The sequence below is a fragment of the Pantoea sp. A4 genome, from assembly GCF_000295955.2.
GTDB lineage: Bacteria > Pseudomonadota > Gammaproteobacteria > Enterobacterales > Enterobacteriaceae > Pantoea > Pantoea multigeneris.
Window position 1 is genome coordinate 52,961 of sequence record NZ_ALXE01000044.1, and the last position, 25,658, is coordinate 78,618.

The following is a 25,658-nucleotide window of genomic DNA, read 5'->3' on the forward strand; positions in this document are numbered from 1 at the left end:
AGTTCCACCGGGTCAAAAGTGTTTCATCATCATCTGAATCAGAATAATACGAGCCGTACATGCGCAAAATTTGGAAAACAAAACTGTTAGACAAGGCGCTCCTTGTCCATAACCTGGTAAAGCGTCATCAGGTCGATACTACGGTTGATTTATCAACCCTGCAGCCTCGTCACATTTTAATTTTTTCCACTACAGCCCTTGGCGACTTCCTGTTTAACTCCCCGGCGATTCGCGCAGTAAGGGCTCGCTATCCTGACGCCTTGATTACCCTTATTGCACATCAGAAGTTTACTGATTTCCTGCGCACAGGTGATGACTGGGATAATCTTGCCTTCTGGAATAACAAAGCCATTACGATTGCGCCGCTGCTGAAAGAGCTAAAACAATATCCCCGCCCTGATTTAGCGCTGTTGCTTCACTCGCACGAACCTTATGACTATTTATGCGCCATCTTATCGGGTGCGAAAACCATCATTAAAGATAACTATCTGGATAATGTGCCTCTGCGGGATAAATGGCTGGCGGATTACACCATCGCGTTTAAAGGGCATATCATTCAACGCAAGCTGGCTCTGGTACAAGGGTTAGGCTGTGATATTAATGATATTACAATGAAACTGCCGTTGGTTTTGCCGGAAAAACAACGCAATCCTCAACCGGTGGTTGGCCTGCAATTAGGCGCTTCAACCCCAGAGCGCTGCTGGGCGCCAGAACATTTTGCCAGCGCAGCTGCACACATTCTGACGCGCCATCCCGAATGCCATTTTATTTTGATCGGCGGGCCGGGAGATAAGGGCCGGGCAGCCGCTTTCCTGCAACATTTTCCGCAAGCACTGCATGAAAAAGTCAGCAATCGCGTCGGCGCGACCGGTTTACCGGAGCTATGCGCGATCATCAACAATATGGATCTCTTAATCACCGGAGACACGGGCCCATTACATATTGCCGTGACGGTAAAAACCCCGACTTTAGGGCTGTTTGTGACGGCCAACCCCTACGCAACAGGTGCATTCCAGGACCCTCATTTACATCGAATCATTTATGTTAGCCGCAGAAAGTCCCATAGCGAACTGGCACATGTGATGGATGTCATCCGGCCTGAACAGGTCGCGGCAAAAGTCACGGAGATGCTGGAAAAAGGAATCAGAACACTCACACCTGAGGAGCAACTTGTCGAATGAAAATACTTCCTGCGCCAGACAAGAGATTGACATGGTTATTCAACCTCTCAGCTTTACTTATCTTATCGACAGTTATTTTTACTTTCTTTGATAAAAAAGACGGGCGCATTTTTTTCTTTATCTCTTCTTACCTTGCCGCTTTCGGCATGTTATATCGTCGCCTCTCCTTGAGTCGCAGTGAATATTTTTTTATCGGCTCACTCTTTCTTCTTGGGCTCAGTAAAGTTGTCTGGTTCGGCATCGAGTATATTGGTCAGCCGGACTTTGATATCTATAACTCCTACCTTGCCAGTGGTAAACGCGTGATGATTGCAGCATTCATCGCCCTGTTTCTACTCGGCAATAAACGCTTGCTCAGCCCCGTTCATGCTCAGTTCATCAAGTATGGCCTGCTGGGTGCGCTGTTGGTGGCAACTTGCGTGGGTGGCTGGCAGATTCTGCATCATGTTGACCGGGTCGACTTTTACCAGGGACGCGCCACTGATGCCTCCTACATGTATGCCGGATTAGCAACCGCCGTCATTTTTATGCTGCTGCAAGATGCCAACCAACGCTGGCACTACCTTGTGGCCGCAGGCGTGTTTATTCTCGCTTTTCTGATGATCAGCGCCACTGAAACCCGCAATACAATGGCGAGCTTCCCATTGGCATTACTGATTATTGGGGTGCTGAAGTTCCGTCATTTTGGCTGGAAGGGCTTTGCGATAGTCTTTGTCACCCTCTTCGTGTTGATTGCAGCGAGCTACAAACTGGTGATTGCACCCAGAGTTGCGACGACGGTTCAGGAGTATCAGACATTTGAACAGAGTGATGGTAATGACCTCGGTTCATTAACTACCCGGCTGGCAATGTGGAACGTGGGCCTAAAGAGTTTTGCCGCCCACCCGTTTGGCATGAGCCAGGAAGATCGTACTCAGTGGTTCAAAGACTATGTCGCCACCACGCACAAAGACAAATCCTCGCTTGCTTACGTCAATATCCATCTGCACGATGAGTTAATTGAAACCGCTAGTCTGCAAGGTGTTTTAGGTCTGGCAGTCCTGATTTTCTACTACATCACCAACCTGACACTGGGATGGAGATACCGCAACCCGGCGTTCTTATCCGTGGTGTTAGTCGTTATGCTCTCTGGCCTGACCGACGTCATATTTATCAGCCGCGATCAGACCATTTTCTTCCCCGTGCTGATGCTCCTGACACTGCTCTGGCAGCTCAGTCGACCCGCACCTCAGGTAACGTCATAAGATTTTGCCCAGCGCCAGGATAATATCATCTGCCTTGATCGTTGAGACCGGATGGTATTTATCCTGAGTGTAAACCTGGAAGGCTTGCGGATAACCCGGCCCCCAGACTTTGCTGTTAATCCACGAACCGTGCAGATCATTACCATACAGACAAACCATAGGTTTTTGCCAGGCGGCGGCAATATGGACGACTGCGGTATCAGGTGACAGTACAGCATCACTTTGCGCAATCACTCCACACGCACCTTGCAAGGTCTGGAAAGGACTGATCACCGCGCCTTCCAGTTCCAGATGGCTAACACGTTTGGGGTCACCAATGATCACCACATCCGTGTCTGACCAACGTTCATGAATAAGTTGGATCACCTGCTGCAACTGCGGCAATGACATATCACGTCGTGCATCCGCAGCATAGGGATTGATAACCAGGCAGCGTTCACCCGGTAAGCTGGCAAAAAAAGCACTGATTTCGCTCTGCAATGACTCCGGGATATGCAGGTCATACGCAGTGCTGAAATTCTTAATATCAAAACTTTCCATTAGCAACTGGTAGCGCTCGGTGATATGGCGTTCATAACCGAGATAATCCAGCGACTTATTGTAGATATTGAACCCTTTTTTATTAAAACCCACGACATTCATGGCATTCAAGCGGCGCAGAAATCGCAGATGAAACGGCGAAAGTTTATCGCCCATATCAATCACGACGTCATAGGGCTTTTGGGCGAGCACGTTTGCTTGTGCCAGCCTGGCCTGAATGTCTTTACTGGCAATAATAATGTTATTGATGTGCGGATTACGCTCAATGACACAGACATTGGCTGCACCAGCATAAACATCAACCTGATATCCTGCGCGTGAAAATTCACGAAACAGTGAGGTGGAAACCACCATATCGCCAATTTTGTCGTCATCACGCAGGAAAAGAACGCGTTTACTCGCCGTAATAGCAAAAGCCCTTGGTGAGCGATGGTCGAGTAAAAGGCGTGCGAAATGAAGGCGCAGCGACTTCATCAGATAATTGCGTTGGCGATTTAATGCCCGCAGCTTCGCAAATTTTTTCTTCTTTTCCATTTTATGCCGCCTGAGACTGCAATATCTCCTGAAGACGTAAGTACACCGCTTCACTGGTAATCGAATCGGTGCAGTTATCTTCCGCTTTGATGCTCACCTGATTCTGGCCATAACCGCCAATCAAGCCGGGATCGGTCGGCCCATACAGTGTGATATTCGGTCGATCCAGCGCTGCGGTCAGGTGACTCAAGCCGGTATCTACCGACACCACCGCTCGCGCATTTGCCAGTTGACCTGCAACGAGTTCCAGTGACAGCTTCGGCAGCACTTCTACGTGGTCGAAGCCTTCAGCCAGGCGTAGTGCGCGTTGGTGCTCATGCTCTGCACCCCACGGCAATTTGATCCGCAGGCCGGTAGGAGCCACACGTGCGATGAGATCGCGCCAGTGCGCTTCGGGCCAGTGTTTGTTATCACGCGTGGTAGCGTGCAAAAACACCAGATAACGCTGTGCATCCGCTGAGGGCTGGCTAAGAAAATGGCGAGCAATCGCGTAGTCGCCCTGGGTTTGCGGTTTTTCATATCCCAGGCTTTTTGCGAACAGTTCACGCGTCCGTTCTACCGCGTGCTGCTGTTTGCTAATTTCATGGCGTTTGTCATACCACCAGCTGGAAAAGGGCTCACGTGCACTGCGGCTGTCCTGGCCATGCTTGACCCCTTTTGCTAACCGGGTGACCAGGGCAGCACTCTTAATCAACCCCTGAGCATCCAGCACGATATCGTACTGACGGGACTGCAGTTCACGTTTAAACAGAAAACGTTCTTCTCGCTGCTGGCTGCCAAACCAGTGCTTGCGCCAGCGGCGAATCGCCACCGGCAGGACTTTATCAACTGCCGGATGCCAGCCAGGAATCTGGGCAAAATTCTCTTCAACCACCCAATCAAAACGAATGCCAGGAATCGCCTGCATCGCATCCGTTAATGCGGGCAACGAGTGGAGAACATCGCCCATTGAGGAGGTTTTAATAATCAGGACGTGCATGACGTCTCCTGTGGTGCGTGCAGCAATGTGCTGAGTTCCTGATAAACACGCGCCGGAGTGATATCGATCAGGCTCTGATGATAACCCTGCTCTGCATCGCCTTTACGTACTTTGTGATAACCGCTGATCAGGCGGATAACGCGCGCCTGATGGGATAATGGCGGCGTAAAATCTGGACTGCTTGGGCCATAAAGCGCCACCAGCGGGCGATCTAATGCCGCTGCAATGTGCATTAACCCCGAATCATTACTGACCACGGCCGCACACTGCGCCAGCAGGATAACCGCCTGCTCCAACTGTGTTTCCCCGGCGAGATTACGGCACCACGGGCGGGCGGGCTCATCCAGACTTTGCAGGATGGTTTCACCCGTCTCATGATCTTTGGCGGAGCCAAACAGCACCACCTGATAGCCTTCAGCAATAAGCTGCTGCGCGAGCGCCGCATAGTGATAATGCGGCCAGCGTTTCGCCGGGCCAAATTCAGCGCCAGGACAAAAACCGATGATCGGGCGTTCAGCAGCCAGTGAAAACTGCGCCGCAACCGCCTGTTTTTCTGCGTCAGCCACGGCCAGCTTTGGCCACAGCAATGGCTGTGGCAGTTGGCTCGCTGCGGCTAACGGCGTGTCGTAACCTAACGCAACGTAACGCTCAACCATCAGTGGGAATGCGGCTTTATCCAACATCCGACGATCATTCAGCAATCCATAACGCATTTCGCCACGCCAGCCAACACGACGAGGAATGCCAGCAAAGAACGGCACCAGCGCCGATTTAAACGAGTTCGGCAGTACATAAGCCCGGTCATAGCCGCTAGCGCTCAGCGATTTGCCCAGTCGACGACGTTCGCCAATTTCCAGCGCACCGTGCCCGAGCGGCATCGCCAGTGCCTGATTAACTTCTGGCATACGCGACAGTAGCGGACGACACCACGCGGGTGCCATCACATCAATAATCGCCTCAGGATGTTGCGCCTTGAGGGTACGATAGAGACTTTGCGACATCATCATATCGCCGACCCACGACGGGCCAATGACCAGAATCTTCATAACTGGTGCACGCTTCCTTGTTATGCCTTATTCAGCCAGGTCATGTATTCAGCCACACCCTGAGCAACCGTTTTGAACGGTTTGTCATAGCCAGCAGCACGCAGTTTGGTGAGATCGGCTTGGGTATAAGCCTGATAACGGCCTTTCAGTTTTTCCGGGAACGGTACGGTTTCCAACTGACCTTTCTGGTGGAACTTCAGGACGGCATCAGCCACTTCCTGGAAAGATTCGGCACGACCTGTTCCGCAGTTGTAGATACCCGAAACACCATTTTCCCAGCACCACAGATTCACGGCTGCAACATCATCAACGTGGATGAAGTCGCGTTTGAAAGTATCGCTACCTGCAAACAGTTTTGGATTCTCACCGTTGTTAATCTGCGTATTCAGATGGAATGCGACGCTCGCCATGCTGCCTTTGTGGCCTTCACGTGGACCGTAAACATTGAAGTAGCGGAAACCACATACCGGTGATTCTGCTTCTGGCAGAATCTGGCGCACGTAGTGGTCGAACAGCATTTTTGAGTAACCATACACATTCAGCGGCTGCTCGTACTGGCGCTCTTCAATAAAGTTGTCATCACGGCCACCGTAGGTCGCGGCAGAAGAGGCATACAGGAACGGAATTTCACGCTCAAGGCAGAAGTGCAGCAGATCCTTAGAGTACTGATAATTGTTATCCATCATGTACTTGCCGTCCCACTCGGTGGTTGCAGAGCAGGCACCTTCATGGAACACGGCCTCAATCGGGCCGAGATCTTCGCCGGAGACAATCAGCCCGAGGAACTCTTCTTTGTCCATGTAATCAGCGATGTCTAAATCCACCAGATTGACGAACTTAGTGCCATCTTTGAGGTTATCCACCACCAGAATATCGGTGTGACCACGGTCGTTGAGTGCCTTGACGATGTTGCTGCCAATCATGCCGGCACCACCAGTTACGATAATCATCTGCTTAACCTTAAATTGGGGGTGAAACGGGAGGTTTCACGCGCGAATGGTTGCCATCATAACATTTCATTCCAGAGCCGACAGCCAGATGACTCCGTAACGCATGCGCTTTTACATTGCAGCCCGTGAACTATGCTGCAAATTTTACATTTAGCGAGTGGATTCAACGTTTACTGACAATTCTCTCAGTAAGATGTGCCGAAAGACCGTCCCAAAGGAGAAAATGATGTCAGCGCAATTTTATTCTCAGATCAGTCAGCAGTTGGAAAATAGCCGCAGTGAGGGGCTATTTAAACAGGAGCGCATCATCACCTCGCCGCAACAAACTGAAATTACGACACAGAATCACGCGGCTATCATCAACTTCTGCGCCAATAACTACCTCGGTTTGGCTAACCATCCTGCCTTGATTCAGGCGGCAAAAGCCGGGTTGGATTCACACGGTTTTGGCATGGCTTCGGTGCGTTTTATCTGCGGCACGCAGGACATTCATAAACAACTGGAACAAAGACTGGCGGCATTTTTAGGCATGGAGGATGCCATCCTTTACGCTTCCTGTTTTGATGCCAACGGCGGCTTGTTTGAAACGCTGCTGGACGCGGAAGATGCGATTATCTCTGATGCCCTCAACCATGCCTCGATTATTGATGGCGTGAGGCTGTGTAAAGCACAACGTTATCGCTATGCCAATAATGATATGGCCGCGCTAAGAAGCTGCCTTGAAGAGGCACGTAGCAAAGGTGCACGTCATATTCTGATCGCAACCGATGGCGTGTTTTCTATGGACGGTGTCATCGCTAACTTAGCGGGCATTTGCGACCTGGCTGATGAGTTTAACGCGCTGGTGATGGTCGATGATTCACACGCGGTTGGCTTCGTTGGCGCTGGCGGGCGCGGTACGCATGAACATTGCAATGTCATGGGCCGCGTTGACATCATTACAGGTACTCTAGGTAAAGCGCTGGGAGGTGCTTCCGGTGGCTACACCGCAGCGAAAGCGGAAGTCGTGGAGTGGCTGCGCCAGCGTTCACGCCCCTACCTGTTCTCTAACTCTCTTGCCCCTTCCATCGTCGCAGCCTCTTTGCAAGTGCTCGAACTGCTCAATCAGGGTGACGGGCTGCGCCAGCGGCTGTGGCACAACGCGAACTTTTTCCGCAGCCAAATGCATGCGGCTGGTTTCACCCTCGCCGGGGCCGATCACGCGATTATTCCCGTGATGCTAGGGGAAGCCAGCGTCGCACAAGAGTTTGCCCACTGGTTACAGCAGGAAGGTATTTACGTCACGGGCTTCTTCTACCCGGTGGTTCCGAAAGGTCAGGCGCGTATCCGCGTGCAAATTTCCGCAGCACATACCCAACAGCAGCTTGAACAAGCGGTCTCTGCTTTTAGCCGCATCGGCAGGCAAATGGGCGTGATCAATCAGGAGAGAAACGATGAAAGCGCTCGCTAAGCTCTATCCGCGCGAAGGAATCTGGATGATCACGGATGCGCCAATCCCTGAGCCTGGTCATAACGATTTGCTGATCAAAATTCGCAAAACCGCTATCTGTGGCACTGATGTTCACATCTACAACTGGGATGAATGGTCGCAAAAAACCATTCCCGTTCCTATGATTACCGGCCATGAGTATGTGGGTGAAGTGGTTGCCATCGGCCAGGAAGTGCGGGGATTTAACATTGGCGATCGCGTCTCCGGTGAAGGACACATCACCTGTGGCCACTGCCGCAACTGTCGCGGTGGGCGCACACACCTGTGCCGTAACGCCATTGGCGTAGGCGTTAACCGGCAAGGCTGTTTTGCTGAGTATCTGGTGATTCCAGCAGGGAACGCCTTCCGTATTCCGGAAAGCATTCCTGATGAGATCGCCGCCATTTTTGATCCCTTCGGTAACGCTGTGCACACTGCCCTCTCCTTCGACCTGGTGGGAGAAGATGTGCTAATTGCAGGAGCAGGGCCAATCGGCATCATGGCAGCAGCGATTTGCCGTCATGTTGGCGCACGTCATGTGGTGATTACAGATGTAAATCCCTATCGGCTGGAGTTGGCAGCCCGGATGGGCGCAACGCGCGCGGTTAACGTCGCGCAGCAAGATTTGCGCAGCGTGATGGCTGAGTTAGGCATGACAGAGGGATTTGATGTCGGGCTGGAGATGTCAGGTGCGCCCCCCGCTTTCCGGCAGATGCTGGATGTGATGAATCACGGCGGGCGTATTGCTCTGCTCGGTATTCCCCCCTCAGAAATGGCTATCGACTGGAATAAAGTCATCTTTAAAGGGCTATTTATTAAGGGTATTTATGGTCGTGAAATGTTTGAAACCTGGTACAAAATGGCCGCACTGATACAGTCAGGGCTCGATTTAAGCCCGATCATCACTCATCGTTTTACCATTGATGAGTTCCAGCAGGGCTTTGATGAGATGCGCTCAGGACACTCCGGAAAAGTCATTCTGAACTGGAGTTGATTACGCGGCGTCACTAAAGTCGAAAGTTTATGCAAACACAGGTAAGTGGAGTGCAAATTATACCCGCCCGGGATAGCGCCGGATCGGTTGAAGAGGTATAAAGAGCGCTTCACTTTACCCAGCAGACCGGACGTACTATGCGCATTCTAATGATTATTGACGGCCTGCCCGGCGGCGGTGCAGAAAAGGTAGTGCTAACGCTGAGTGAATGTATGCAGCAATTAGGCCACGCCGTCAGCCTTTATTCGCTGGATGAGGTCTGTGCCTACACGTTGCCAGAAGGTGTTGACTACCGGGTTATCACCCAACCTAGCCGTGCCCCCTGGCGCAAGCTGACAGAACTGTCTCGTCGTGCCCAAAAACTGGATCAGGTTCTGCGTGCAGACGAAGCCCAGAACGGTAAGTTTGACCTGATTGTCTCGAATCTGCATAAAACTGACCGCATCGTGGCACGTTGCAAATCCATTGATCAGGCGAAGTTGTGGTACTGCATTCATGGCGTGCTCTCTTCAACCTATCTTGGGCATCGTACCGGACTGAATTACTGGTGGAAAAAGCGCAAAATGGCGCAAATCTATCAGGGCAAAAATCTGACTGCGGTTTCACAAGCGGTGTTGGACGATATGCTGACGGTGATGCAGGTAGCGCCGGCCAAAAGTGCCGTAATCAACAACCCGTTTGACCTCAATATACTGCGCCAGCGCGCCAGCGAGCCCTGTGAGTTAGCGGGCAGTGATTATCTGATTAACGTCGCGCGTATTCACCCGCAGAAGCGTCAAGATCGGTTATTACGCGCTTTTGCACTGGCAGATTTGCCGTGCAAGCTGGTGCTACTCGGGACCGGAACCGATGAGCGCGTCGCCTTTGCTAAGCAACTCGCACAAGAGCTCGGCATCGCCGATCGCGTGCTCTTTCTCGGCTTCCAGCAGAACCCGTTCCCCTACATCAAACATGCCCGTTTAATGGTAATGAGCTCCGACAGTGAAGGCTTCGGCAATGTCATTGTAGAGTCGTTGGTGCTGGGCACGCCCGTGATCAGCACCCGCTGCCCTGGTGGGCCGGAAGAGATTCTGCTTAAAACCGGGATGTCCGACATGCTCACCGAGCTGGATGAACATGCTCTGGCAGCAAAAATGCGTGAAGTGTATGCGCATCTGCCGCCCATTAATGAGGCGGCATTAGATCAATACGATGTGGTCACTATCAGCAAACAGTACGTCGATCTGACACAACGTTAAGCGAATACAGGCGCGTTACTGCGCCTGTAATTTCTGCCAGGCCTGCCAAACCTGCTCCCCGGTGACATCGACACAATCCCCTGATTCCGTTTGCAGAATCTCATATTGCCCTGACCACGGGTGCCAGAGCGCAGCATTGGTGTCGCCAAAAAAGACCACCTGCTTTTTGTGCAGCCCAGCAGCCAGATGCATTTGCCCACCGTCACTGCACAGGATTTGCTCACAGCGATCAAAGCCCGCAATCAACTCACGTACCGAAGCCGTGGCATAACGAGCAACGCGTGGTGAATTGACCTGTTGCAACAGAGATTCAGCTCGCGCGTCATCGCCCACATCGCCGGGATGCAGCGTGCCTTGTGGTGACCAGAAGATCAGTACCTGCGCCTGCTCATCAGCCAGTAACTGGTGGATAAAAGCCGCATAGCGCTCCAGTGGCCAACGGCGTTTAGCGCTGCGACTGCTGATATGAACGCCATAAATACGCCCCGCGCCTGGCAGCAACTGCTGCACCCGAGATCCAGCGTTTGCACGCTCTTCAGGTGACAAAAACAGGCTGACGTCAGGCACCGGTGGAGGTGTGGTGGTGAGTGCAGAAAGATAGCTGTACGTGTGCTCAACCTGATGCTGGCCACGAAAATCACTCCGCGCAAAGCCATGAGCCAGTTCGGGGTTACCTTCACCCGCGCCAATAATATTGTTGGCACCTGCCATTTTTGCCAGACGTAAGCTGTATTTACACGGCACTGGGTTTGCAAGAATCGTCGCATCAAACCGGGTGCGGCGCAGCGTAAGCATAATTTTCAGGCGCTGCCAGTAAACGCCGAGGGTGGTTTCATGGGCCGCACGATGCTTGGCTTTTTTATACACAAACAGGCGATCTACCCACGGATTATGTGTAACAACATCCTGCGCCACTTTGTTCACAAGCAGGGTTAGCTTCGCATCCGGATAAGTGCGCTTTATTCCCTCTAACAGTGGAGTTGTGCAGACCATATCACCAATATTGTCTCGCCGAATAACCAGTATATTTTTCATTATTTGCTCACAGGTTAAAGCTGCTATCACTGGCCACTTTGACCATCTATTTCAGAAAAGTTCGCGACAACTAACCATTATTATTCAATGTGTATCCTGTTCATTTTGCCAGATATTTCTGCATGAACCAGAAATCAAGAATGTCGTCTTTCACACCCGGTGGCTTTACCCTACAATCGGGTCACAAAATTCCGGGAACCTATAAGTATGGCAAGTCCGATCCTGACCACGTTGACGCCTCAGAAAATACTGCTGATTAAGCTGCGCCATCACGGTGACATGCTGCTTACCACCCCCGTCATCAATGCCCTTCATCAACGCTATCCGCAGGCAAAAATCGACGTTCTCCTGTACGCCGAAACCAGCCCAATGCTTGATGCGCATCCGGCGGTGAATCAGCTGCATGTCCTGGATCGAAAATGGAAGCAGGAAGGTGGCTGGCAGAAATTACGCCACGAAGCACGCCTGATCGGGCAGATCCGCCACGCCAATTATGATCTGGTGATTAATCTCGCCGATCAATGGCGCAGTGCTGTGATCGCCTTGTTCAGTAGCGCGCGCACGCGTATCGGTTTCGCTTTTCGCAAACGCGACAATTTTCTGTGGCGCTGTTGTCACAATGTCCTGGTTCCCACGGATAATCACGAGCAATTGCACACCGTTGAACAAAACATGACGGCATTAACGCCGCTGGGTATCAGTGCAGAGGGTGCAAGAGCCTCAATGCACTACCACACTGCCGACTGGCAAAAAGCAGAAGCTCTGCTTGCTGCTCAGCAGGTGACGTCACCGTTCATCGTTTTGCAGCCCACTTCACGCTGGCAGTTCAAATGCTGGGATGATGACAAAGTGGCAGCCACTATCGACCAGCTCAGTGCCGAAGGCTACCGTGTGATTCTCACCGCAGGCCCGGATAGCAAAGAGCTCGCGATGATCGACAACATTCTTGCACTGTGCCACAGCAAAACGGTGATCTCACTGGCCGGCCAGCTCTCTCTTCGTCAGTTGGCAGCATTGATTGATCATGCCCGTCTGTTTATTGGCGTTGATTCCGCCCCAATGCACATGGCTGCGGCGCTGGAAACACCTTGCATTGCTCTGTTTGGCCCGTCAAAACTGCAGTTATGGCACCCCTGGGGGCAACATAATCAGGTATTCTGGGCAGGCGATTACGCCCCACTGCCTGACCCTGATTCAATCAATACCAATACCCAGCAGCGTTTTCTTTCCGCCATTCCGGTGAGTGATGTGGTTGCTGCGGCAAGGAGTTTTTTAGATGAGTAAGCTACGCCTGGCCATTGTCCGGCAGAAGTATCGCCCCGATGGCGGCGCGGAACGTTTTATCTCGCGGGCCTTAGAAGCACTGGATAGCGAACAGCTGGATCTCAACATCATCACCCGCAGCTGGCAGGGCACACCGAATCCGGCGTGGCATCTGCACATCTGCAATCCGGCGAAGTGGGGTCGTGTGTCACGTGAGCGCGGCTTTGCCAGCGCGGCCCGCGCCTGCTGGGAACAACAACAGTTCGACATCGTACAGAGCCATGAACGCATTGCTGGCTGTGATATTTTCCGTGCGGGCGATGGCGTCCATCGCGTCTGGCTGGAACAGCGCGCTCGCATTGTCTCGCCACTACAGCGCCTGAGCGCCACTCTTAGCCCCTATCATCGCTATGTGCTGCGCGCGGAAGAAGAGATGTTCCATTCACCCGCGCTCAAAGCGGTGATTTGCAACTCAGAGATGGTGAAGCAGGATATCCTCCGCTGCTACCAGGTTCAGCCAGACAACATTCACGTCATCCACAACGCGATTAACGGCGAGCATTTTCAGCCAGCAACCGAGGCAGCACGCTTTGCGGCGCGCGAGACGCTTAATCTTCCGCAGAACGCCACGGTCTTCATTTATGTTGGCTCCGGCTTTGAGCGCAAAGGGCTAAAAGCCGCTATTGAGGCGATAGCGAAAAGTGACCGTTATTTGATCGTCGTCGGCCAGGACAAGCAACAACAACGTTATCATCAGTTGGCGCAACAGCTTGGTTGCGCGCAGCGTCTGCGTTTTGTCGGCGTACAGCAAGACGTCCGCGCGTTTTATCACGCGGCAGATGGCCTGCTGTTACCCACGCTGTATGATCCTTTTCCGAATGTGGTGCTGGAAGCCATGGCTTGTGGACTGCCGGTGATCACCAGCACCGGTTGTGGTGGCGCTGAATTTATTGTTGCTGGTCAGGAAGGCTTCGTCTGTGATGCCTTAGATATCAGTGCATTAACTGAAGCAGTTAACGCGATACCTGCACTTTCGCAAAACTCAGCGATGGGTGAAGCGGCACGACGTAGAATTGAACCTTTTGGCCCTCAGAGGCTGGCCCATGCGCTGACCGAGCTGTATCAGCAAGTGCTAGAGCAAAGGCGATAATGTGGGATGAGCGGCTGAGTGGTTTCTGATAACATGCCGCCATTCGTGCTTTTTGACACCAGTGAGTCATAACACTATCTATGACGATAATTTATACCGCCCTGCTTTACCTTCTTCAGCCGTTCATCTGGCTTCGCCTGTGGCTGCGTGGACGTAAAGCACCGGCCTATCGCAAACGCTGGGCAGAACGCTATGGCTACTGTAGCGGCAAAGTAGAACCCGGCGGCATTGTGCTGCACTCTGTTTCTGTTGGTGAAACACTAGCGGCCGTGCCGCTGGTGCGCGCTTTACGCCATCGTTACCCTGATATGCCGATCACTGTCACCACCATGACGCCAACCGGCTCAGAGCGCGCGCAGTCTGCATTTGGCAAAGATGTTCATCATGTCTACCTGCCTTATGATCTGCCCGGCTCGATCAACCGCTTTCTTGATAATGTCGATCCTTGTCTGGTCATCATTATGGAAACCGAGCTGTGGCCGAATATTATTCGTATTCTGCATCAGCGCAACATTCCGCTGGTGATCGCCAACGCGCGTCTGTCTGAACGTTCCGCCAGGGGTTATCGCAAGCTGGGCAAATTTATGCGCCAGCTGCTGCAATCCATTACGCTGATAGCCGCGCAAAACGGTGAAGATGGCGAGCGCTTTCTCTCACTCGGCCTGAAACGTTCCCAATTGACGGTAACTGGCAGCCTGAAATTCGATATTTCTGTGACGCCAGAACTGGCTGCCCGTGCAATTACGCTACGCCGCCAGTGGGCTTCTCGCCGTCCAGTCTGGATCGCAACCAGCACGCATGAAGGTGAAGAAGCCATTATTTTGGCGGCACACCGTGAACTTCTGCAAAAATGGCCCGAGTTGCTGTTGATTTTGGTACCGCGTCACCCTGAACGCTTCCGTGATGTGGAAGAACTGACCCAAAAGCGGGGCTTTAGCTTCATCCGCCGTAGCAGCAATCAAATTCCCGCGCTGGAGACCCAGGTTGTTATTGGCGATACCATGGGCGAACTGATGTTGTTGTACGGGATTGCCGATCTGGCTTTTGTCGGTGGTAGCCTGGTCGAACGCGGTGGTCATAATCCGCTGGAGCCAGCAGCACATGCGATTCCCGTGCTGATGGGACCACATACCTGGAACTTCAAAGATATTTGCAGCAAGCTGCAACAGGCACAGGGTCTGATCACCGTCACTGATGCGGCTTCACTGGAAAAAGAAGTGGCTAATCTGCTGCAAGATGAAGACTATCGCCTCTACTATGGCCGCCATGCGGTAGAAGTCCTGCATCAAAACCAGGGCGCACTGCATCGTCTGCTACAGTTACTCGAACCTTACCTTCCTCCTCGGGCACATTAATGACCTCACGCCAGCGCCTTTCTGTGGTAATCATCAGCAAAAATGAAGCCGACCTGTTGCCAGACTGTCTGGCATCCGTCAGTTGGGCCGATGAAATCGTCGTGCTCGATTCTGGCAGTGAGGATAATACCGTTGAGGTCGCTCGGCAGGCTGGCGCTCTGGTGTGGCAATCGACCCACTGGCAGGGCTTTGGTAAACAGCGTCAGCTGGCCCAAAGCTACGCCAGCAATGACATGATTTTGATGATCGATGCTGACGAGCGCGTAACGCCGCCGCTGCGCCAGGCGATTGAACAGGTGCTGAGTTCGCCTGTCAGTAACACCGTGTACAGCCTTGGTCGTAGTAATCTGTTTCTGGGACGTTTTATGCGTCACAGCGGCTGGTATCCTGACCGTGTTATGCGCCTCTACCCGCGCCAGCTGAGTTATAACGACAATCTGGTGCATGAGTCACTGGAAACTCAGGGTGCGCCTGTGGTCGCCCTGAAAGGGGATTTACAGCATCTCACCTGTCGCGATCTGGTCGCATTCCAGCGCAAACAGCTTAACTATGCCGCTGCATGGGCGCAGGAGCGGCATCAGCGTGGCAAACGTTGTGGGATCGTCAGTATTTTTACCCACACGCTGGGGGCATTCTGCAAGACGCTGATTTTGCGGGCTGGTTTTCTCGATGGTAAACAAGGCTGGATTTTGGCCGTGGTCAATGCCCAGTATACCTTTAACAAATACTCCACTCTGTGGGCGCTGAATCGCCCTTCTGCAAAAGGCAGCGTATGAGCACAAAAGCGATATACCCCGGCACTTTTGATCCCATCACCAGTGGCCATGTTGATATTGTTACCCGCTCCGCAAAGATGTTTGACCACATCCTGCTTGCCGTTGCGGCCAGCCCACACAAGAAAACCCTGTTCTCTTTGGACGAACGCGTTGCTTTGGCTAAGCTGGCGACGGCACATCTGCCTAACGTTGAAGTGAAAGGGTTTTCTGACCTGATGGCCAACTTCGCTCAAGCGCAGGGTGCAAACGTGTTGGTGAGAGGGCTACGCGCGGTCGCCGACTTCGAGTATGAGCTGCAACTGGCGCAGATGAATCGTCACCTGCTGCCCAGCCTGGAAAGTGTGTTCCTGATGCCTTCCCAGGGCTTTTCATTTATCTCCTCTTCATTGGTCAAAGAGGTGGCGCGCCATGCTGGTGATGTTGCCGCCTTCTTACCGGAAGAGGTACATAAAGCCCTGCTAAAAAAACTGGCTGAACAGTAATTATCGCTGGCAGTTAGGGCACCAGAATGTGCTGCGCTGACCGTGCTTACCGCTGACAATCGGTGTACCACAGGCGCGGCACGGCTCACCCGCACGACCATAAACCTGCAACTCCTGAGCAAAATACCCAGGCTTACCATCGCTTTGCAGGAAATCGCGCAGTGTGGTTCCCCCCTGCTCAATGGAGCGAAGCAGCACGGCTTTAATGGTACTGACCAGCAAAGCGACTTCATCTTTGCTCAAACTGTAAGCGGGTCGATCGGGCGCGATCCCAGCGGTGAACAGTGACTCGCTGGCATAGATATTCCCTACCCCTACCACGATTTTGTTATCCATAAGCCACTGCTTTACCACCGTGCGCTTGCCGCGAGATTTCTCAAACAGATAATCCGTATTGAACGCTTCGCTTAACGGCTCTGGGCCAAGATGTGCCAATACGCTGCTACCGGCTAAGTCATTGCTCCACAACCACGCACCAAAGCGACGAGGGTCGGTATAGCGCAGTACCTTGCCGTTGCTCATCACCAGGTCAACGTGATCATGCTTTTCTGCCGGAAGTTCATGCGGCAGCACGCGCAGGCTGCCAGACATGCCAAGATGCACGATTATCCAGCCATGTGGCAGCTCAATCAGCAGGTATTTAGCCCTGCGCTGTACGCTGATTACCGGCTGGTCGCTCAGTGCATGAATTTCCTGCGAAACAGGCCAACGCAGGCGGCCATTACGTACCACGGCATGCAGGATAGTTTCCCCTACCAGATGCGGCTCAATACCGCGACGGCTGGTTTCGACTTCAGGTAATTCTGGCATCTCATCTCCCGGCTGCATTACTGGATAAAAACAAAAAACCCGGCCGAAGCCGGGTTTTTAGCAGAACACCAAAATTACTTAATTTTGGCTTCTTTGTAGATCACGTGCTGGCGTACAACCGGATCGAACTTTTTCAGTTCCAGTTTCTCTGGTTTAGTACGCTTGTTCTTCGTGGTGGTATAGAAGTGACCTGTACCAGCAGAGGAAACGAGCTTGATCTTCTCACGAATACCTTTAGCCATGATTCAGTTCCTTAGTACTTCTCACCACGGGCACGGATTTCGGACAGAACCGTATCAATGCCTTTCTTATCAATAACACGCATACCTTTAGCAGATACACGCAGAGTAACGAAGCGCTTCTCGCTCTCAACCCAAAAACGGTGTGAGTGCAGGTTCGGCAGGAAACGGCGTTTCGTCGCGTTCAGTGCGTGGGAACGGTTGTTACCGGTCACCGGACGCTTTCCAGTTACCTGGCAGACTCGTGACATGTCTATTCTCCAAAAATCAAATCAGCTCGAGCTTTAAAAATTAGGTTTTGGCCGCCTCGTCAGGCTAATGCCCGCCCAGGCGAGTTCCATGTGAACCCGCTAAGCTGGCCCAAACGCCAAACCCGAGATTCTCAAAGGTGGCGTAGTATACGCCGCTCAGCGTAAGTGCTCAAGTCCCGAACAAATAAAGATCCCAATGGATCGCGTAAAAAGCCGCCGTTTACACCGATTTTTCCTGGCTCAGGCCCTCATAACCAGCCTCTTTCAGCAAAAGAAACATATTCACCACGACCAATCACTAAATGGTCAAGCAGGCGAATATTAAGCAGTTGGCAGGCTTCATGGACGCGACAGGTCACCTCACGATCGGCCTTACTTGGCTCGGATTTCCCCGAAGGATGATTGTGCGCCAGTATCAAAGCAGCCGCATTAAACTTTAACGCTTCTCTGACAATTTCACGTGGATGCACTTCAACGCTGCTAATCGAACCCGCAAACATTTGCTGTGCTTGTAGCACCCGATGCTGGTTATCTAAAAACAGCGCCATGAAAACCTCACGCTCCTGGTTGGCCAACAGGCTTTGTAAGTAAGAACGCGTCGCATGCGGATTTTCCATGACGTTTTCACACGCAATCTGGGTGGTTAACACGCGTTTTGCCAGCTCGGCAATGGCGTGTAGCTGTGCCAGTTTCGCGTTCCCCACCCCTTTAATCTCACCAAATTCCTGACGGCTGGCGCTGAGGATATGATAGAGCGGCCCAAATTTCGTCAGCAGTTGCTGTGCCAGCGCCATCACATTCAGACCGGTCACACCGGTACGCAGGAAAATCGCTAACAGCTCGACATCTGTCAGGTGTTCAGCGCCCATTTCCAGTAGTTTTTCTCGTGGTGCCATCACTGCTTCCCTGTTCGTTTCACCCAGCGCTATCCTGCCCTGGCAGCGGATGAACTGTCTGTTTGGCGTGACAAACTCTGGAAGCGGCTCGCAAACCACAGGGCGTGGCAAAGGCGAAAATCGGGTTTTGTGGTAAAGTTCATCCATTCTGCTGTGCCAGATACAGCACCCGATTTCACGAGGTCACAAGCATGATGGGTTTAGCCGGGAAAAAAATCCTGCTGGGTGTGAGCGGCGGCATTGCTGCTTATAAAACCCCTGAACTGGTTCGCCGTCTACGCGATCGCGGTGCGGACGTACGGGTCATGATGACCGAAGCCGCCAAAGCTTTTATCACCCCACTGAGCCTGCAAGCCGTATCGGGCTATCCCGTCATGGACGATCTGCTCGACCCTGCGGCCGAAGCGGCTATGGGGCACATCGAGCTGGCAAAATGGGCCGATCTGATTTTACTCGCTCCCGCTACTGCCGATTTAATTGCCCGGCTGGCCGCAGGAATGGCCAATGATTTGGTAACCACCGCCTGTCTGGCCAGTGCCGCGCCATTAGCGATTGCTCCTGCTATGAACCAGCAGATGTACCGTGCGGCAGCCACTCAACATAACCTGCAACTGCTTGACGCACGTGGTGTGATGATTTGGGGACCAGACAGCGGCAGCCAGGCTTGTGGCGATGTCGGGCCGGGCCGCATGTCAGACCCGCTCACCCTTGTTGACCATGCGGTGCAGTGGGCATCCCCCGTCAAAGATCTGCAACATCTCAACATTATGATCACCGCCGGCCCAACGCGGGAAGCGCTGGACCCGGTGCGTTATATCACTAACCACAGTTCGGGTAAGATGGGCTTTTCCATTGCGGCTGCGGCTGCACAGCGCGGCGCAAAAGTGACGCTGGTAGCCGGCCCGGTTACTCTGACAACGCCACCACAGGTCGCGCGGGTTGATGTAAACAGCGCCCTTGAGATGCAGGCTGCGGTGATGAGCGGCATTGAACAACAACATATTTTCATCGCCAGCGCAGCCGTGGCAGACTATCGTGCCGCCGCTGTTGCCGAGCAGAAGATGAAAAAACAGGGCGGAGAAGACACTCTGACGCTGCAGTTAATTAAGAATCCAGACATTGTTGCAGAAGTGGCGGCGCGTAAGACCGGTCGGCCTTTTGTGGTTGGATTTGCGGCAGAAACCCAGAATGTGGAAGAATACGCCCGGCAAAAACGGCAACGAAAGAACCTGGATCTGATCTGTGCCAATGACGTTTCACAGAGCGGACAAGGTTTTAACAGTGACCGCAATGCGCTTCACCTTTTTTGGCAGGATGGAGATAAACGCTTACCGCTTTGCGATAAGACACTCCTTGGCCAACAATTATTAGACGAGATAGTCAGCCGTTATGATGAAAAAAATCGACGTTAAAATTCTGGATGCGCGTGTAGGCACCGAGTTCCCCCTGCCTTCTTATGCGACAGCAGGTTCAGCAGGCCTGGATTTACGCGCCTGTCTCGATGAAGCTCTGGAAATCACACCAGGCATGACAACGCTGGTACCAACCGGCTTGGCTATCCATATTGCCGATCCTTCTCTGGCGGCAGTTATCCTGCCACGCTCCGGCCTGGGCCATAAACATGGCATCGTGCTGGGCAACCTGGTCGGCCTGATTGACTCCGATTACCAGGGCCAACTGATGGTTTCGGTCTGGAATCGCGGCAGCGAAAGCTTTACGCTGCAACCGGGCGATCGTCTGGCACAGCTGGTGTTCGTACCTGTCGTGCAGGCGGAATTCAACCTGGTGCAAGACTTTGACGCCAGCGTACGCGGTGAAGGTGGCTTCGGTCATTCTGGTCGCCAGTAACGCTCGCACTCCCACTTACGCCTCTGCCATTTTTATCCTCTCCATAAGCGCCTTGCTTGTGGCAGACGCGTAAGTGTTGCCTGTTTTGGTTACTTTCAGGGGTCTTTTAGGTCATGGCAGAAAAAAAAGTTGCGAAACGGAACCGTCGCGAAGAGATTTTGCAGGCTCTGGCACAAATGCTGGAATCCGACGATGGTAGCCAGCGCATCACTACCGCAAAGCTGGCGGCAAATGTCGGTGTTTCTGAAGCGGCACTCTATCGCCACTTCCCCAGCAAGACACGCATGTTTGACAGTCTGATTGAGTTTATCGAAGACAGTCTGATTACCCGCATCAATCTGATTTTGAACGATGAGAAAGAGACACTTTCACGCCTACGCCTGATGGTTCAGCTCATTCTCGGCTTTGGTGAGCGTAATCCGGGGCTGACACGCATTCTGACTGGCCATGCACTGATGTTTGAACAAGATCGCCTACAAGGGCGTATCAATCAGCTGTTCGAACGTATTGAAGCGCAACTGCGTCAGGTGATGCGTGAGCGAAAAATGCGTGAAGGCGTTGGCTTCCAGACAGACGAAACACTGCTGGCGAGTCAGTTGCTGGCAATGTGCGAAGGGCTGCTGTCGCGCTATGTGCGCTCTGAATTCCGCTATCGTCCTACTGCGGACTTTGACGTGCGCTGGCCACTGATTGTGGCGCAGCTGGTGTAATACTCTGGCGGGCAAATGCCCGCCAGACGATCAGATTCCGTACTGCTGCTGATAGGCACGCACCTGAGCCAGGTGGTCGGCCATTTCAGGCTTCTCTTCCAGGTAGGCGATCAAATCGTTCAGGGTGATGATGGCCGTCACCTGACACTGATAATCCCGCTCCACTTCCTGAATTGCTGAAATATCACCACGTCCACGCTCCTGACGATCGAGCGAGATTAATACGCCAGCCAGTTTAGCTTTATGCGTATTGATGATTTCCATCGATTCACGGATCGCAGTCCCTGCGGTGATCACGTCATCCACTAACATGACTTTGCCTGCCAATGGGCTACCCACTAACAAACCGCCTTCGCCATGATCTTTCGCTTCTTTACGGTTAAAGCAGTAAGGCACATCACGGTCATGATGGTCAGCCAGCGCCACTGCGGTCGTCGTGGCAATTGGGATGCCTTTGTAAGCCGGACCAAACAGCAGGTCGAACTCAACGCCGCCGTCTACCAACGCCTGCGCATAAAAACGCCCTAACAGCGCTAAATCGCGGCCACTGTTAAACAAACCTGCGTTGAAGAAATAAGGACTAATACGTCCTGATTTCAGGGTGAACTCACCAAACTTCAGCACCCCTTTGTTCAGGGCGAATTCAATAAACTGACGCTGCCAGGCTTTCATTTCTCACTCCTTCAAACAAAAAAAAGGCGACTCTCTGGTCGCCTGTTAAATCAATTTTCCAGTACCGCTTTCTGCGCCTGGATGAGCTGTTCAATACCGCCACGGGCCAATGCCAGCAGGGCTAACAGTTCGTCATGACTGAACGGCTCGCCTTCCGCAGTGCCCTGTACTTCAATCATGCGGCCATCTTCGGTCATCACGACATTCATGTCGGTTTCAGCCGTCGAATCTTCAACATACTCAAGGTCACACAGCGCTTCACCCCCCACGATACCAACAGAGATCGCTGCAACCATGCCTTTCAGCGGGCTGGATTTCAGCTTGCCATCGGCAACCAGTTTGTTGAGGGCATCAGCCAGCGCCACACAAGCACCGGTAATTGAGGCGGTACGCGTGCCACCATCGGCCTGAATCACGTCACAATCCAGCGTGATGGTAAATTCGCCCAGCGCTTGTAAATCGACAGCTGCACGCAGTGAGCGTGCGATCAGGCGCTGGATTTCCAGCGTACGCCCACCCTGTTTACCTTTGGCCGCTTCGCGCGCCATACGGCTATGGGTTGAGCGCGGTAACATGCCGTACTCTGCGGTGATCCATCCCTGGCCTTTGCCTTTCAGGAAGCGTGGCACACCCTCTTCAATGGTGGCGGTGCACAGCACTTTGGTTTCACCAAACTCAACCAACACTGAACCTTCAGCGTGTTTAGTGTAATTACGGGTGAGTGTAACAGGGCGCACTTGTTGCGCGCTTCGGCCTGCTGGACGCATGGGATTCTCCGGCTTGCTAATGACTGGATGCGCATTATACGGACTTACCCGGCTACTGTCCTGCCTGCATCGGCACAATGGCGGATGAAATTTCGCCCTGGCTGTGGCTAAATGCGCCATACTCCTCACAAATATGAAGAAAAATGATGACAGCACTCCTGCATTTCCTGCTGGCGTTGGTGGTGATCTTTGCCCTCGCCTTGCTGGTCAGCCATGACCGTAAACTGATTCGCCCACGCTATATCGTACAACTACTGGTCGTTGAAGCCCTGTTGGGCTGGTTTTTCCTACACTCTGCCAGCGGCCTTGCCGTGGTCACCTCTGTCAGCGGATTTTTTGAAACGCTATTAGGCTTCGCGGCCCAGGGCAGTGACTTTGTCTTTGGCAATATGAGTAAACAGGGACTGGCCTTTATTTTCCTCGGGGTACTTTGCCCGATTATCTTTATCTCGGCGCTGATTGGTATTCTGCAACACTGGCGCATTCTGCCACTGCTCATCCGCTTGTTTGGTACGCTGTTGTCCAAAATTAATGGCATGGGCAAACTGGAGTCCTTTAATGCGGTCAGTACCTTGATTCTCGGTCAGTCGGAGAACTTCATCGCTTATAAAGGCATTCTTGGTGATATCTCTTCCGCGCGAATGTACACCATGGCCGCGACGGCAATGTCCACGGTTTCCCTCTCTATCGTCGGTGCTTATATGTCGATGATCGAGCCGAAATATGTGGTTGCGGCGCTGCTGCTCAACATGTTCAGCACGTTCATTATTCTCTCAATCATTAATCCACTACGCCCGGAAAGCGAAGAGCATATTGCCCTCGACAAGCTGCACGAAGATCAGAGCTTCTTTGAGATGTTAGGTGAATATATTCTGGCGGGATTCAAGGTTGCGATGATTATTCTGGCGATGCTGGTCGGCTTTATTGCGCTAATCGCGGCTGTGAATGAAATCTTCGCGGCTGTTTTTGGTCACAGCTTCCAGCAGTTGCTGGGCTACCTGTTCTATCCGCTGGCGTGGTTAGTGGGCATTCCTGCGGCAGATGCGCTTCAGGCTGGCAGCATTATGGCAACCAAGCTGGTAGCCAATGAGTTTGTCGCGATGATCGATCTGAAAAAAGTGGCAGCAGAGATGACGCCGCGTGGCCTGGGTATCCTTTCTGTGTTCCTGGTTTCGTTCGCTAACTTTGCCTCGATTGGTATTGTTGCGGGTGCGATTAAAGGGCTGAATGAACGCCAGGGTAATGTGGTTTCCCGTTATGGCTGGAAGCTGGTTTATGGCTCTACGCTGGTGAGTTTACTCTCCGCCGCGTTTGCCGGGCTGTTCATTTAATGGAAGCGGGAGGCTCAGGCCTCCCGTTTTTTCGTTAAAAACTCACACACACCGGCGCATCAACGCGCATCACTGACTCCTGCGCAAATCGCTTCTTATAGATCTCACGCAGTGCTTCAATACTGGCCTGGCTAGTACGATCTGAACCATGAATCAGCATCAGTGCTTTGCTGTTTTCATGTGCGACTGTCCCGTCCTGGCCCAACCATTGTCCCTTTGCATCGTAAACAGACAACCCTTCTTTAAAGCGTGGCGTCACATCTTTATCAACGAAGCTCTGCCACTCCTGGGCGGTAATCGCTGCGCCATGAGGGCGATTTAAACCAAACCACAACGTAGTTTGCATCATGATATCGCCGCCCGCACACACCGGAACAGGCTTGCTGACAGGAGCAGAAACCACCGAAGGCACCGGGGCCTGGCAGGCAGCCAGTAGCATTGCCAATCCAGTAGCCAGTGCGAATTTTCGTATCATCATTACGCGATCCTTTAAGGTGAGAATTCCCTGTTCATCATAAGTAACGCGGTAAAAAAAGGTGAAATATTTCAAAGGCATTTAACGCTCAGGATTTGGTCTGTCATGCCGCCGCGCTGACCGCTATACTTCAGCAATAAATTCCGCCATCGAGTAATGCTTATGATCCGCAGTATGACCGCTTACGCACGCCGTGAAGCAAAAGGAGACTGGGGCAGCGCAGCCTGGGAGCTTCGTTCCGTAAACCAGCGCTATCTGGAAACCTATATCCGCCTGCCAGAGCAGTTCCGCAGTCTTGAGCCGGTGATCCGCGAGCGCATCCGCAACCGCCTGACGCGCGGTAAAATCGAGTGCAACCTGCGCTTTGATGCTGACCCAAGCGCACAGGGCGAGTTGATTCTCAACGAAGCTCTGGCGAAACAGCTGGTGAAATCCGCCAACTGGGTAAAAATGCAGAGCGACGAGGGCGCAATTAACCCATTGGATATTCTGCGCTGGCCGGGTGTGATGTCGGCAAAAGACCAGGATTTGGATGCGATTAACGCCCAACTGCTACAGGCACTGGATGTCGCGTTAGATGAATTCATCATTGCACGTGAAACCGAAGGTAATGCCCTGAAAGCGCTGATTGAGCAGCGCCTCGCAGGCGTGAGCGAAGAAGTGGCAAAAGTACGTGCACAGATGCCAGAAGTGCTGAAATGGCAGCGTGAACGCCTGGTCGCTAAGCTGGAAGATGCGGAAGTGCAGTTAGAGAATAACCGCCTGGAGCAGGAACTGGTATTAATGGCACAGCGCGTAGACGTTGCCGAAGAGCTGGATCGCCTCGATGCCCACGTAAAAGAGACCTATAACATCCTGAAGAAGAAAGAAGCCGTAGGCCGCCGCCTCGACTTTATGATGCAGGAGTTTAACCGCGAATCGAATACGCTGGCGTCAAAATCCATTAATGCGGATATCACCGCTTCCGCGATTGAGCTGAAAGTGCTGATTGAGCAGATGCGCGAGCAGATTCAGAATATCGAGTAACGCTTTCCACCTGTGCAGCCTCGCTGCACAGGTTTCGCTGTTAACCTTTTTTCACGAATTCAGATTTCAGCTTCATTTGGCCAAAGCCATCGATGCGGCAATCAATATTGTGGTCGCCTTCTACCAGTCTGATGCCCTTTACACGGGTGCCAATCTTCAGCATCGACGAGCTACCTTTCACCTTGAGATCTTTGATGACGGTGACGCTGTCGCCATCCGCCAGCAGATTGCCGTTGGCATCTTTGACAATCAGCACATCGCTCTCTTCAGCAGACGTTGTGTCATCCCACTCATGGGCGCATTCGGGGCAGATAAACAGGCTACCATCGGCATAGGTATATTCAGACTGGCACTGGGGGCAAGGAGGGCATTGCATCATGATATCTCAACAAATCAAA

Annotated in this window: 28 protein-coding genes; 15 read left to right on the forward strand and 13 right to left on the reverse strand. The window is 52.6% G+C overall.

Annotated elements, in window-relative coordinates:
• Positions 1 to 59: 59 nt before the first annotated feature.
• The gene (locus tag B880_RS0117940) at positions 60 to 1,181 is read left to right on the forward strand and encodes a glycosyltransferase family 9 protein (protein ID WP_017348837.1); all 1,122 of its coding nucleotides are present in this window, start codon (positions 60 to 62) and stop codon (positions 1,179 to 1,181) included.
• Positions 1,178 to 2,425, forward strand: coding sequence for an O-antigen ligase family protein (locus B880_RS0117945; RefSeq protein ID WP_017348838.1), 1,248 nt, complete (start codon positions 1,178 to 1,180; stop codon positions 2,423 to 2,425). Before B880_RS0117940 ends, B880_RS0117945 begins: the two co-directional genes overlap by 4 nt.
• On the opposite strand, the gene B880_RS0117950 is transcribed toward B880_RS0117945, so the two are convergent.
• The 4 genes from B880_RS0117950 to rfaD are packed head-to-tail and all read right to left on the reverse strand — an operon-like array spanning position 2,420 to position 6,474.
• Positions 2,420 to 3,499 carry a glycosyltransferase family 9 protein gene (locus B880_RS0117950; protein ID WP_017348839.1) on the reverse strand — a complete coding sequence of 360 codons (1,080 nt, stop codon included), beginning with the start codon at positions 3,497 to 3,499 and terminating at the stop codon, positions 2,420 to 2,422. The two genes, B880_RS0117945 and B880_RS0117950, sit on opposite strands and share 6 nt — an antisense overlap.
• Position 3,500: 1 nt before the next feature.
• Entirely contained in the window at positions 3,501 to 4,478 is a 978-nt protein-coding gene (rfaC, locus tag B880_RS0117955) for a lipopolysaccharide heptosyltransferase RfaC (protein ID WP_017348840.1), read from the reverse strand.
• Positions 4,466 to 5,524, reverse strand: a complete 1,059-nt coding sequence (gene rfaF / locus B880_RS0117960) for an ADP-heptose--LPS heptosyltransferase RfaF (protein ID WP_017348841.1) — start codon at positions 5,522 to 5,524, stop codon at positions 4,466 to 4,468. The genes rfaC and rfaF overlap by 13 nt, the downstream gene beginning before the upstream one ends.
• Before the next feature lie 20 nt (positions 5,525 to 5,544).
• A complete protein-coding gene (rfaD, locus tag B880_RS0117965; protein ID WP_017348842.1) occupies positions 5,545 to 6,474 on the reverse strand; it encodes an ADP-glyceromanno-heptose 6-epimerase in 930 nt (309 codons plus the stop codon).
• 226 nt (positions 6,475 to 6,700) lie between these two features.
• On the opposite strand from rfaD, the gene B880_RS0117970 reads away from it, so the two are divergent.
• The 3 genes from B880_RS0117970 to B880_RS0117980 all read left to right on the forward strand — a co-directional run bounded on the left by B880_RS0117970 (position 6,701) and on the right by B880_RS0117980 (position 10,174).
• The gene (locus tag B880_RS0117970) at positions 6,701 to 7,924 is read left to right on the forward strand and encodes a glycine C-acetyltransferase (RefSeq protein WP_017348843.1); all 1,224 of its coding nucleotides are present in this window, start codon (positions 6,701 to 6,703) and stop codon (positions 7,922 to 7,924) included.
• A complete protein-coding gene (gene tdh, locus B880_RS0117975; protein WP_017348844.1) occupies positions 7,908 to 8,936 on the forward strand; it encodes an L-threonine 3-dehydrogenase in 1,029 nt (342 codons plus the stop codon). Before B880_RS0117970 ends, tdh begins: the two co-directional genes overlap by 17 nt.
• A 137-nt stretch (positions 8,937 to 9,073) precedes the next feature.
• The gene (locus B880_RS0117980) at positions 9,074 to 10,174 is read left to right on the forward strand and encodes a glycosyltransferase (protein ID WP_017348845.1); all 1,101 of its coding nucleotides are present in this window, start codon (positions 9,074 to 9,076) and stop codon (positions 10,172 to 10,174) included.
• Positions 10,175 to 10,189: 15 nt separating this feature from the next.
• Here B880_RS0117980 and B880_RS0117985 read toward each other — a convergent pair whose 3' ends face one another.
• The gene (locus B880_RS0117985; RefSeq protein WP_017348846.1) at positions 10,190 to 11,209 is read right to left on the reverse strand and encodes a glycosyltransferase family 9 protein; all 1,020 of its coding nucleotides are present in this window, start codon (positions 11,207 to 11,209) and stop codon (positions 10,190 to 10,192) included.
• Positions 11,210 to 11,416: 207 nt separating this feature from the next.
• On the opposite strand from B880_RS0117985, the gene rfaQ reads away from it, so the two are divergent.
• From rfaQ to coaD, 5 genes are all read left to right on the forward strand, one after another.
• Positions 11,417 to 12,493, forward strand: coding sequence for a putative lipopolysaccharide heptosyltransferase III (gene rfaQ, locus B880_RS0117990; protein WP_017348847.1), 1,077 nt, complete (start codon positions 11,417 to 11,419; stop codon positions 12,491 to 12,493).
• Positions 12,486 to 13,622, forward strand: coding sequence for a glycosyltransferase family 4 protein (locus B880_RS0117995; protein ID WP_017348848.1), 1,137 nt, complete (start codon positions 12,486 to 12,488; stop codon positions 13,620 to 13,622). The genes rfaQ and B880_RS0117995 overlap by 8 nt, the downstream gene beginning before the upstream one ends.
• Positions 13,623 to 13,702: 80 nt before the next feature.
• Positions 13,703 to 14,977: a lipid IV(A) 3-deoxy-D-manno-octulosonic acid transferase gene (gene waaA, locus B880_RS0118000; protein ID WP_017348849.1), complete on the forward strand. Its 1,275-nt coding sequence runs from the start codon at positions 13,703 to 13,705 to the stop codon at positions 14,975 to 14,977.
• Entirely contained in the window at positions 14,977 to 15,753 is a 777-nt protein-coding gene (locus B880_RS0118005) for a glycosyltransferase family 2 protein (RefSeq protein ID WP_017348850.1), read from the forward strand. Before waaA ends, B880_RS0118005 begins: the two co-directional genes overlap by 1 nt.
• On the forward strand, positions 15,750 to 16,235 hold the full coding sequence (gene coaD / locus B880_RS0118010) for a pantetheine-phosphate adenylyltransferase (protein ID WP_017348851.1): 486 nt from the start codon (positions 15,750 to 15,752) through the stop codon (positions 16,233 to 16,235). Before B880_RS0118005 ends, coaD begins: the two co-directional genes overlap by 4 nt.
• On the opposite strand, the gene mutM is transcribed toward coaD, so the two are convergent.
• The 4 genes from mutM to radC all read right to left on the reverse strand — a co-directional run bounded on the left by mutM (position 16,236) and on the right by radC (position 18,431).
• The gene (gene mutM / locus B880_RS0118015) at positions 16,236 to 17,045 is read right to left on the reverse strand and encodes a bifunctional DNA-formamidopyrimidine glycosylase/DNA-(apurinic or apyrimidinic site) lyase (RefSeq protein ID WP_017348852.1); all 810 of its coding nucleotides are present in this window, start codon (positions 17,043 to 17,045) and stop codon (positions 16,236 to 16,238) included.
• Positions 17,046 to 17,119: 74 nt separating this feature from the next.
• Entirely contained in the window at positions 17,120 to 17,287 is a 168-nt protein-coding gene (gene rpmG, locus B880_RS0118020; RefSeq protein WP_001051798.1) for a 50S ribosomal protein L33, read from the reverse strand.
• An 11-nt stretch (positions 17,288 to 17,298) separates the two neighbouring features.
• The gene (rpmB, locus tag B880_RS0118025; RefSeq protein ID WP_026042749.1) at positions 17,299 to 17,535 is read right to left on the reverse strand and encodes a 50S ribosomal protein L28; all 237 of its coding nucleotides are present in this window, start codon (positions 17,533 to 17,535) and stop codon (positions 17,299 to 17,301) included.
• Positions 17,536 to 17,783: 248 nt separating this feature from the next.
• Positions 17,784 to 18,431 carry a RadC family protein gene (radC, locus tag B880_RS0118030; protein ID WP_017348854.1) on the reverse strand — a complete coding sequence of 216 codons (648 nt, stop codon included), beginning with the start codon at positions 18,429 to 18,431 and terminating at the stop codon, positions 17,784 to 17,786.
• Between the two features lie 191 nt (positions 18,432 to 18,622).
• Here radC and coaBC point away from each other — a divergent pair, with 191 nt between their 5' ends.
• The 3 genes from coaBC (at position 18,623) to slmA (ending at position 20,989) form a co-directional block, all read left to right on the forward strand.
• Positions 18,623 to 19,843, forward strand: a complete 1,221-nt coding sequence (gene coaBC / locus B880_RS0118035; protein ID WP_017348855.1) for a bifunctional phosphopantothenoylcysteine decarboxylase/phosphopantothenate--cysteine ligase CoaBC — start codon at positions 18,623 to 18,625, stop codon at positions 19,841 to 19,843.
• Positions 19,821 to 20,279: a dUTP diphosphatase gene (gene dut / locus B880_RS0118040; RefSeq protein WP_017348856.1), complete on the forward strand. Its 459-nt coding sequence runs from the start codon at positions 19,821 to 19,823 to the stop codon at positions 20,277 to 20,279. Before coaBC ends, dut begins: the two co-directional genes overlap by 23 nt.
• A 113-nt stretch (positions 20,280 to 20,392) precedes the next feature.
• Positions 20,393 to 20,989, forward strand: coding sequence for a nucleoid occlusion factor SlmA (slmA, locus tag B880_RS0118045; RefSeq protein WP_017348857.1), 597 nt, complete (start codon positions 20,393 to 20,395; stop codon positions 20,987 to 20,989).
• Positions 20,990 to 21,019: 30 nt separating this feature from the next.
• On the opposite strand, the gene pyrE is transcribed toward slmA, so the two are convergent.
• Together pyrE and rph are read right to left on the reverse strand one after the other, a co-directional pair.
• Complete coding sequence (gene pyrE, locus B880_RS0118050) at positions 21,020 to 21,661, reverse strand: orotate phosphoribosyltransferase (RefSeq protein WP_017348858.1); 642 nt, start codon at positions 21,659 to 21,661, stop codon at positions 21,020 to 21,022.
• Positions 21,662 to 21,711: 50 nt separating this feature from the next.
• A complete protein-coding gene (gene rph, locus B880_RS0118055; RefSeq protein ID WP_017348859.1) occupies positions 21,712 to 22,428 on the reverse strand; it encodes a ribonuclease PH in 717 nt (238 codons plus the stop codon).
• Between the two features lie 146 nt (positions 22,429 to 22,574).
• Between rph and B880_RS0118060 the strand changes: the two genes are divergently transcribed.
• A complete protein-coding gene (locus B880_RS0118060; RefSeq protein ID WP_017348860.1) occupies positions 22,575 to 23,759 on the forward strand; it encodes a NupC/NupG family nucleoside CNT transporter in 1,185 nt (394 codons plus the stop codon).
• A gap of 34 nt (positions 23,760 to 23,793) precedes the next feature.
• Here B880_RS0118060 and B880_RS0118065 read toward each other — a convergent pair whose 3' ends face one another.
• Positions 23,794 to 24,234 carry a DUF3574 domain-containing protein gene (locus B880_RS0118065; protein ID WP_026042751.1) on the reverse strand — a complete coding sequence of 147 codons (441 nt, stop codon included), beginning with the start codon at positions 24,232 to 24,234 and terminating at the stop codon, positions 23,794 to 23,796.
• A gap of 162 nt (positions 24,235 to 24,396) precedes the next feature.
• Here B880_RS0118065 and B880_RS0118070 point away from each other — a divergent pair, with 162 nt between their 5' ends.
• Positions 24,397 to 25,260, forward strand: a complete 864-nt coding sequence (locus B880_RS0118070) for a YicC/YloC family endoribonuclease (protein ID WP_026042752.1) — start codon at positions 24,397 to 24,399, stop codon at positions 25,258 to 25,260.
• 40 nt (positions 25,261 to 25,300) lie between these two features.
• Here B880_RS0118070 and B880_RS0118075 read toward each other — a convergent pair whose 3' ends face one another.
• A complete protein-coding gene (locus B880_RS0118075; protein WP_017348863.1) occupies positions 25,301 to 25,636 on the reverse strand; it encodes a zinc ribbon domain-containing protein YjdM in 336 nt (111 codons plus the stop codon).
• Positions 25,637 to 25,658 lie beyond the last annotated feature (22 nt).

What these genes read in the sequence shown, in the direction of transcription:
- B880_RS0117940 (WP_017348837.1), top strand. Translation starts at nt 60, where the DNA reads ATGCGCAAAATTTGGAAAACAAAACTGTTAGACAAGGCGCTCCTTGTC.
- B880_RS0117945 (WP_017348838.1), top strand. Translation starts at nt 1,178, where the DNA reads ATGAAAATACTTCCTGCGCCAGACAAGAGATTGACATGGTTATTCAAC.
- B880_RS0117950 (WP_017348839.1), bottom strand. Translation starts at nt 3,499, where the DNA reads ATGGAAAAGAAGAAAAAATTTGCGAAGCTGCGGGCATTAAATCGCCAA.
- rfaC (WP_017348840.1), bottom strand. Translation starts at nt 4,478, where the DNA reads ATGCACGTCCTGATTATTAAAACCTCCTCAATGGGCGATGTTCTCCAC.
- rfaF (WP_017348841.1), bottom strand. Translation starts at nt 5,524, where the DNA reads ATGAAGATTCTGGTCATTGGCCCGTCGTGGGTCGGCGATATGATGATG.
- rfaD (WP_017348842.1), bottom strand. Translation starts at nt 6,474, where the DNA reads ATGATTATCGTAACTGGTGGTGCCGGCATGATTGGCAGCAACATCGTC.
- B880_RS0117970 (WP_017348843.1), top strand. Translation starts at nt 6,701, where the DNA reads ATGTCAGCGCAATTTTATTCTCAGATCAGTCAGCAGTTGGAAAATAGC.
- tdh (WP_017348844.1), top strand. Translation starts at nt 7,908, where the DNA reads ATGAAAGCGCTCGCTAAGCTCTATCCGCGCGAAGGAATCTGGATGATC.
- B880_RS0117980 (WP_017348845.1), top strand. Translation starts at nt 9,074, where the DNA reads ATGCGCATTCTAATGATTATTGACGGCCTGCCCGGCGGCGGTGCAGAA.
- B880_RS0117985 (WP_017348846.1), bottom strand. Translation starts at nt 11,209, where the DNA reads ATGAAAAATATACTGGTTATTCGGCGAGACAATATTGGTGATATGGTC.
- rfaQ (WP_017348847.1), top strand. Translation starts at nt 11,417, where the DNA reads ATGGCAAGTCCGATCCTGACCACGTTGACGCCTCAGAAAATACTGCTG.
- B880_RS0117995 (WP_017348848.1), top strand. Translation starts at nt 12,486, where the DNA reads ATGAGTAAGCTACGCCTGGCCATTGTCCGGCAGAAGTATCGCCCCGAT.
- waaA (WP_017348849.1), top strand. Translation starts at nt 13,703, where the DNA reads ATGACGATAATTTATACCGCCCTGCTTTACCTTCTTCAGCCGTTCATC.
- B880_RS0118005 (WP_017348850.1), top strand. Translation starts at nt 14,977, where the DNA reads ATGACCTCACGCCAGCGCCTTTCTGTGGTAATCATCAGCAAAAATGAA.
- coaD (WP_017348851.1), top strand. Translation starts at nt 15,750, where the DNA reads ATGAGCACAAAAGCGATATACCCCGGCACTTTTGATCCCATCACCAGT.
- mutM (WP_017348852.1), bottom strand. Translation starts at nt 17,045, where the DNA reads ATGCCAGAATTACCTGAAGTCGAAACCAGCCGTCGCGGTATTGAGCCG.
- rpmG (WP_001051798.1), bottom strand. Translation starts at nt 17,287, where the DNA reads ATGGCTAAAGGTATTCGTGAGAAGATCAAGCTCGTTTCCTCTGCTGGT.
- rpmB (WP_026042749.1), bottom strand. Translation starts at nt 17,535, where the DNA reads ATGTCACGAGTCTGCCAGGTAACTGGAAAGCGTCCGGTGACCGGTAAC.
- radC (WP_017348854.1), bottom strand. Translation starts at nt 18,431, where the DNA reads ATGGCACCACGAGAAAAACTACTGGAAATGGGCGCTGAACACCTGACA.
- coaBC (WP_017348855.1), top strand. Translation starts at nt 18,623, where the DNA reads ATGATGGGTTTAGCCGGGAAAAAAATCCTGCTGGGTGTGAGCGGCGGC.
- dut (WP_017348856.1), top strand. Translation starts at nt 19,821, where the DNA reads ATGATGAAAAAAATCGACGTTAAAATTCTGGATGCGCGTGTAGGCACC.
- slmA (WP_017348857.1), top strand. Translation starts at nt 20,393, where the DNA reads ATGGCAGAAAAAAAAGTTGCGAAACGGAACCGTCGCGAAGAGATTTTG.
- pyrE (WP_017348858.1), bottom strand. Translation starts at nt 21,661, where the DNA reads ATGAAAGCCTGGCAGCGTCAGTTTATTGAATTCGCCCTGAACAAAGGG.
- rph (WP_017348859.1), bottom strand. Translation starts at nt 22,428, where the DNA reads ATGCGTCCAGCAGGCCGAAGCGCGCAACAAGTGCGCCCTGTTACACTC.
- B880_RS0118060 (WP_017348860.1), top strand. Translation starts at nt 22,575, where the DNA reads ATGACAGCACTCCTGCATTTCCTGCTGGCGTTGGTGGTGATCTTTGCC.
- B880_RS0118065 (WP_026042751.1), bottom strand. Translation starts at nt 24,234, where the DNA reads ATGATACGAAAATTCGCACTGGCTACTGGATTGGCAATGCTACTGGCT.
- B880_RS0118070 (WP_026042752.1), top strand. Translation starts at nt 24,397, where the DNA reads ATGATCCGCAGTATGACCGCTTACGCACGCCGTGAAGCAAAAGGAGAC.
- B880_RS0118075 (WP_017348863.1), bottom strand. Translation starts at nt 25,636, where the DNA reads ATGCAATGCCCTCCTTGCCCCCAGTGCCAGTCTGAATATACCTATGCC.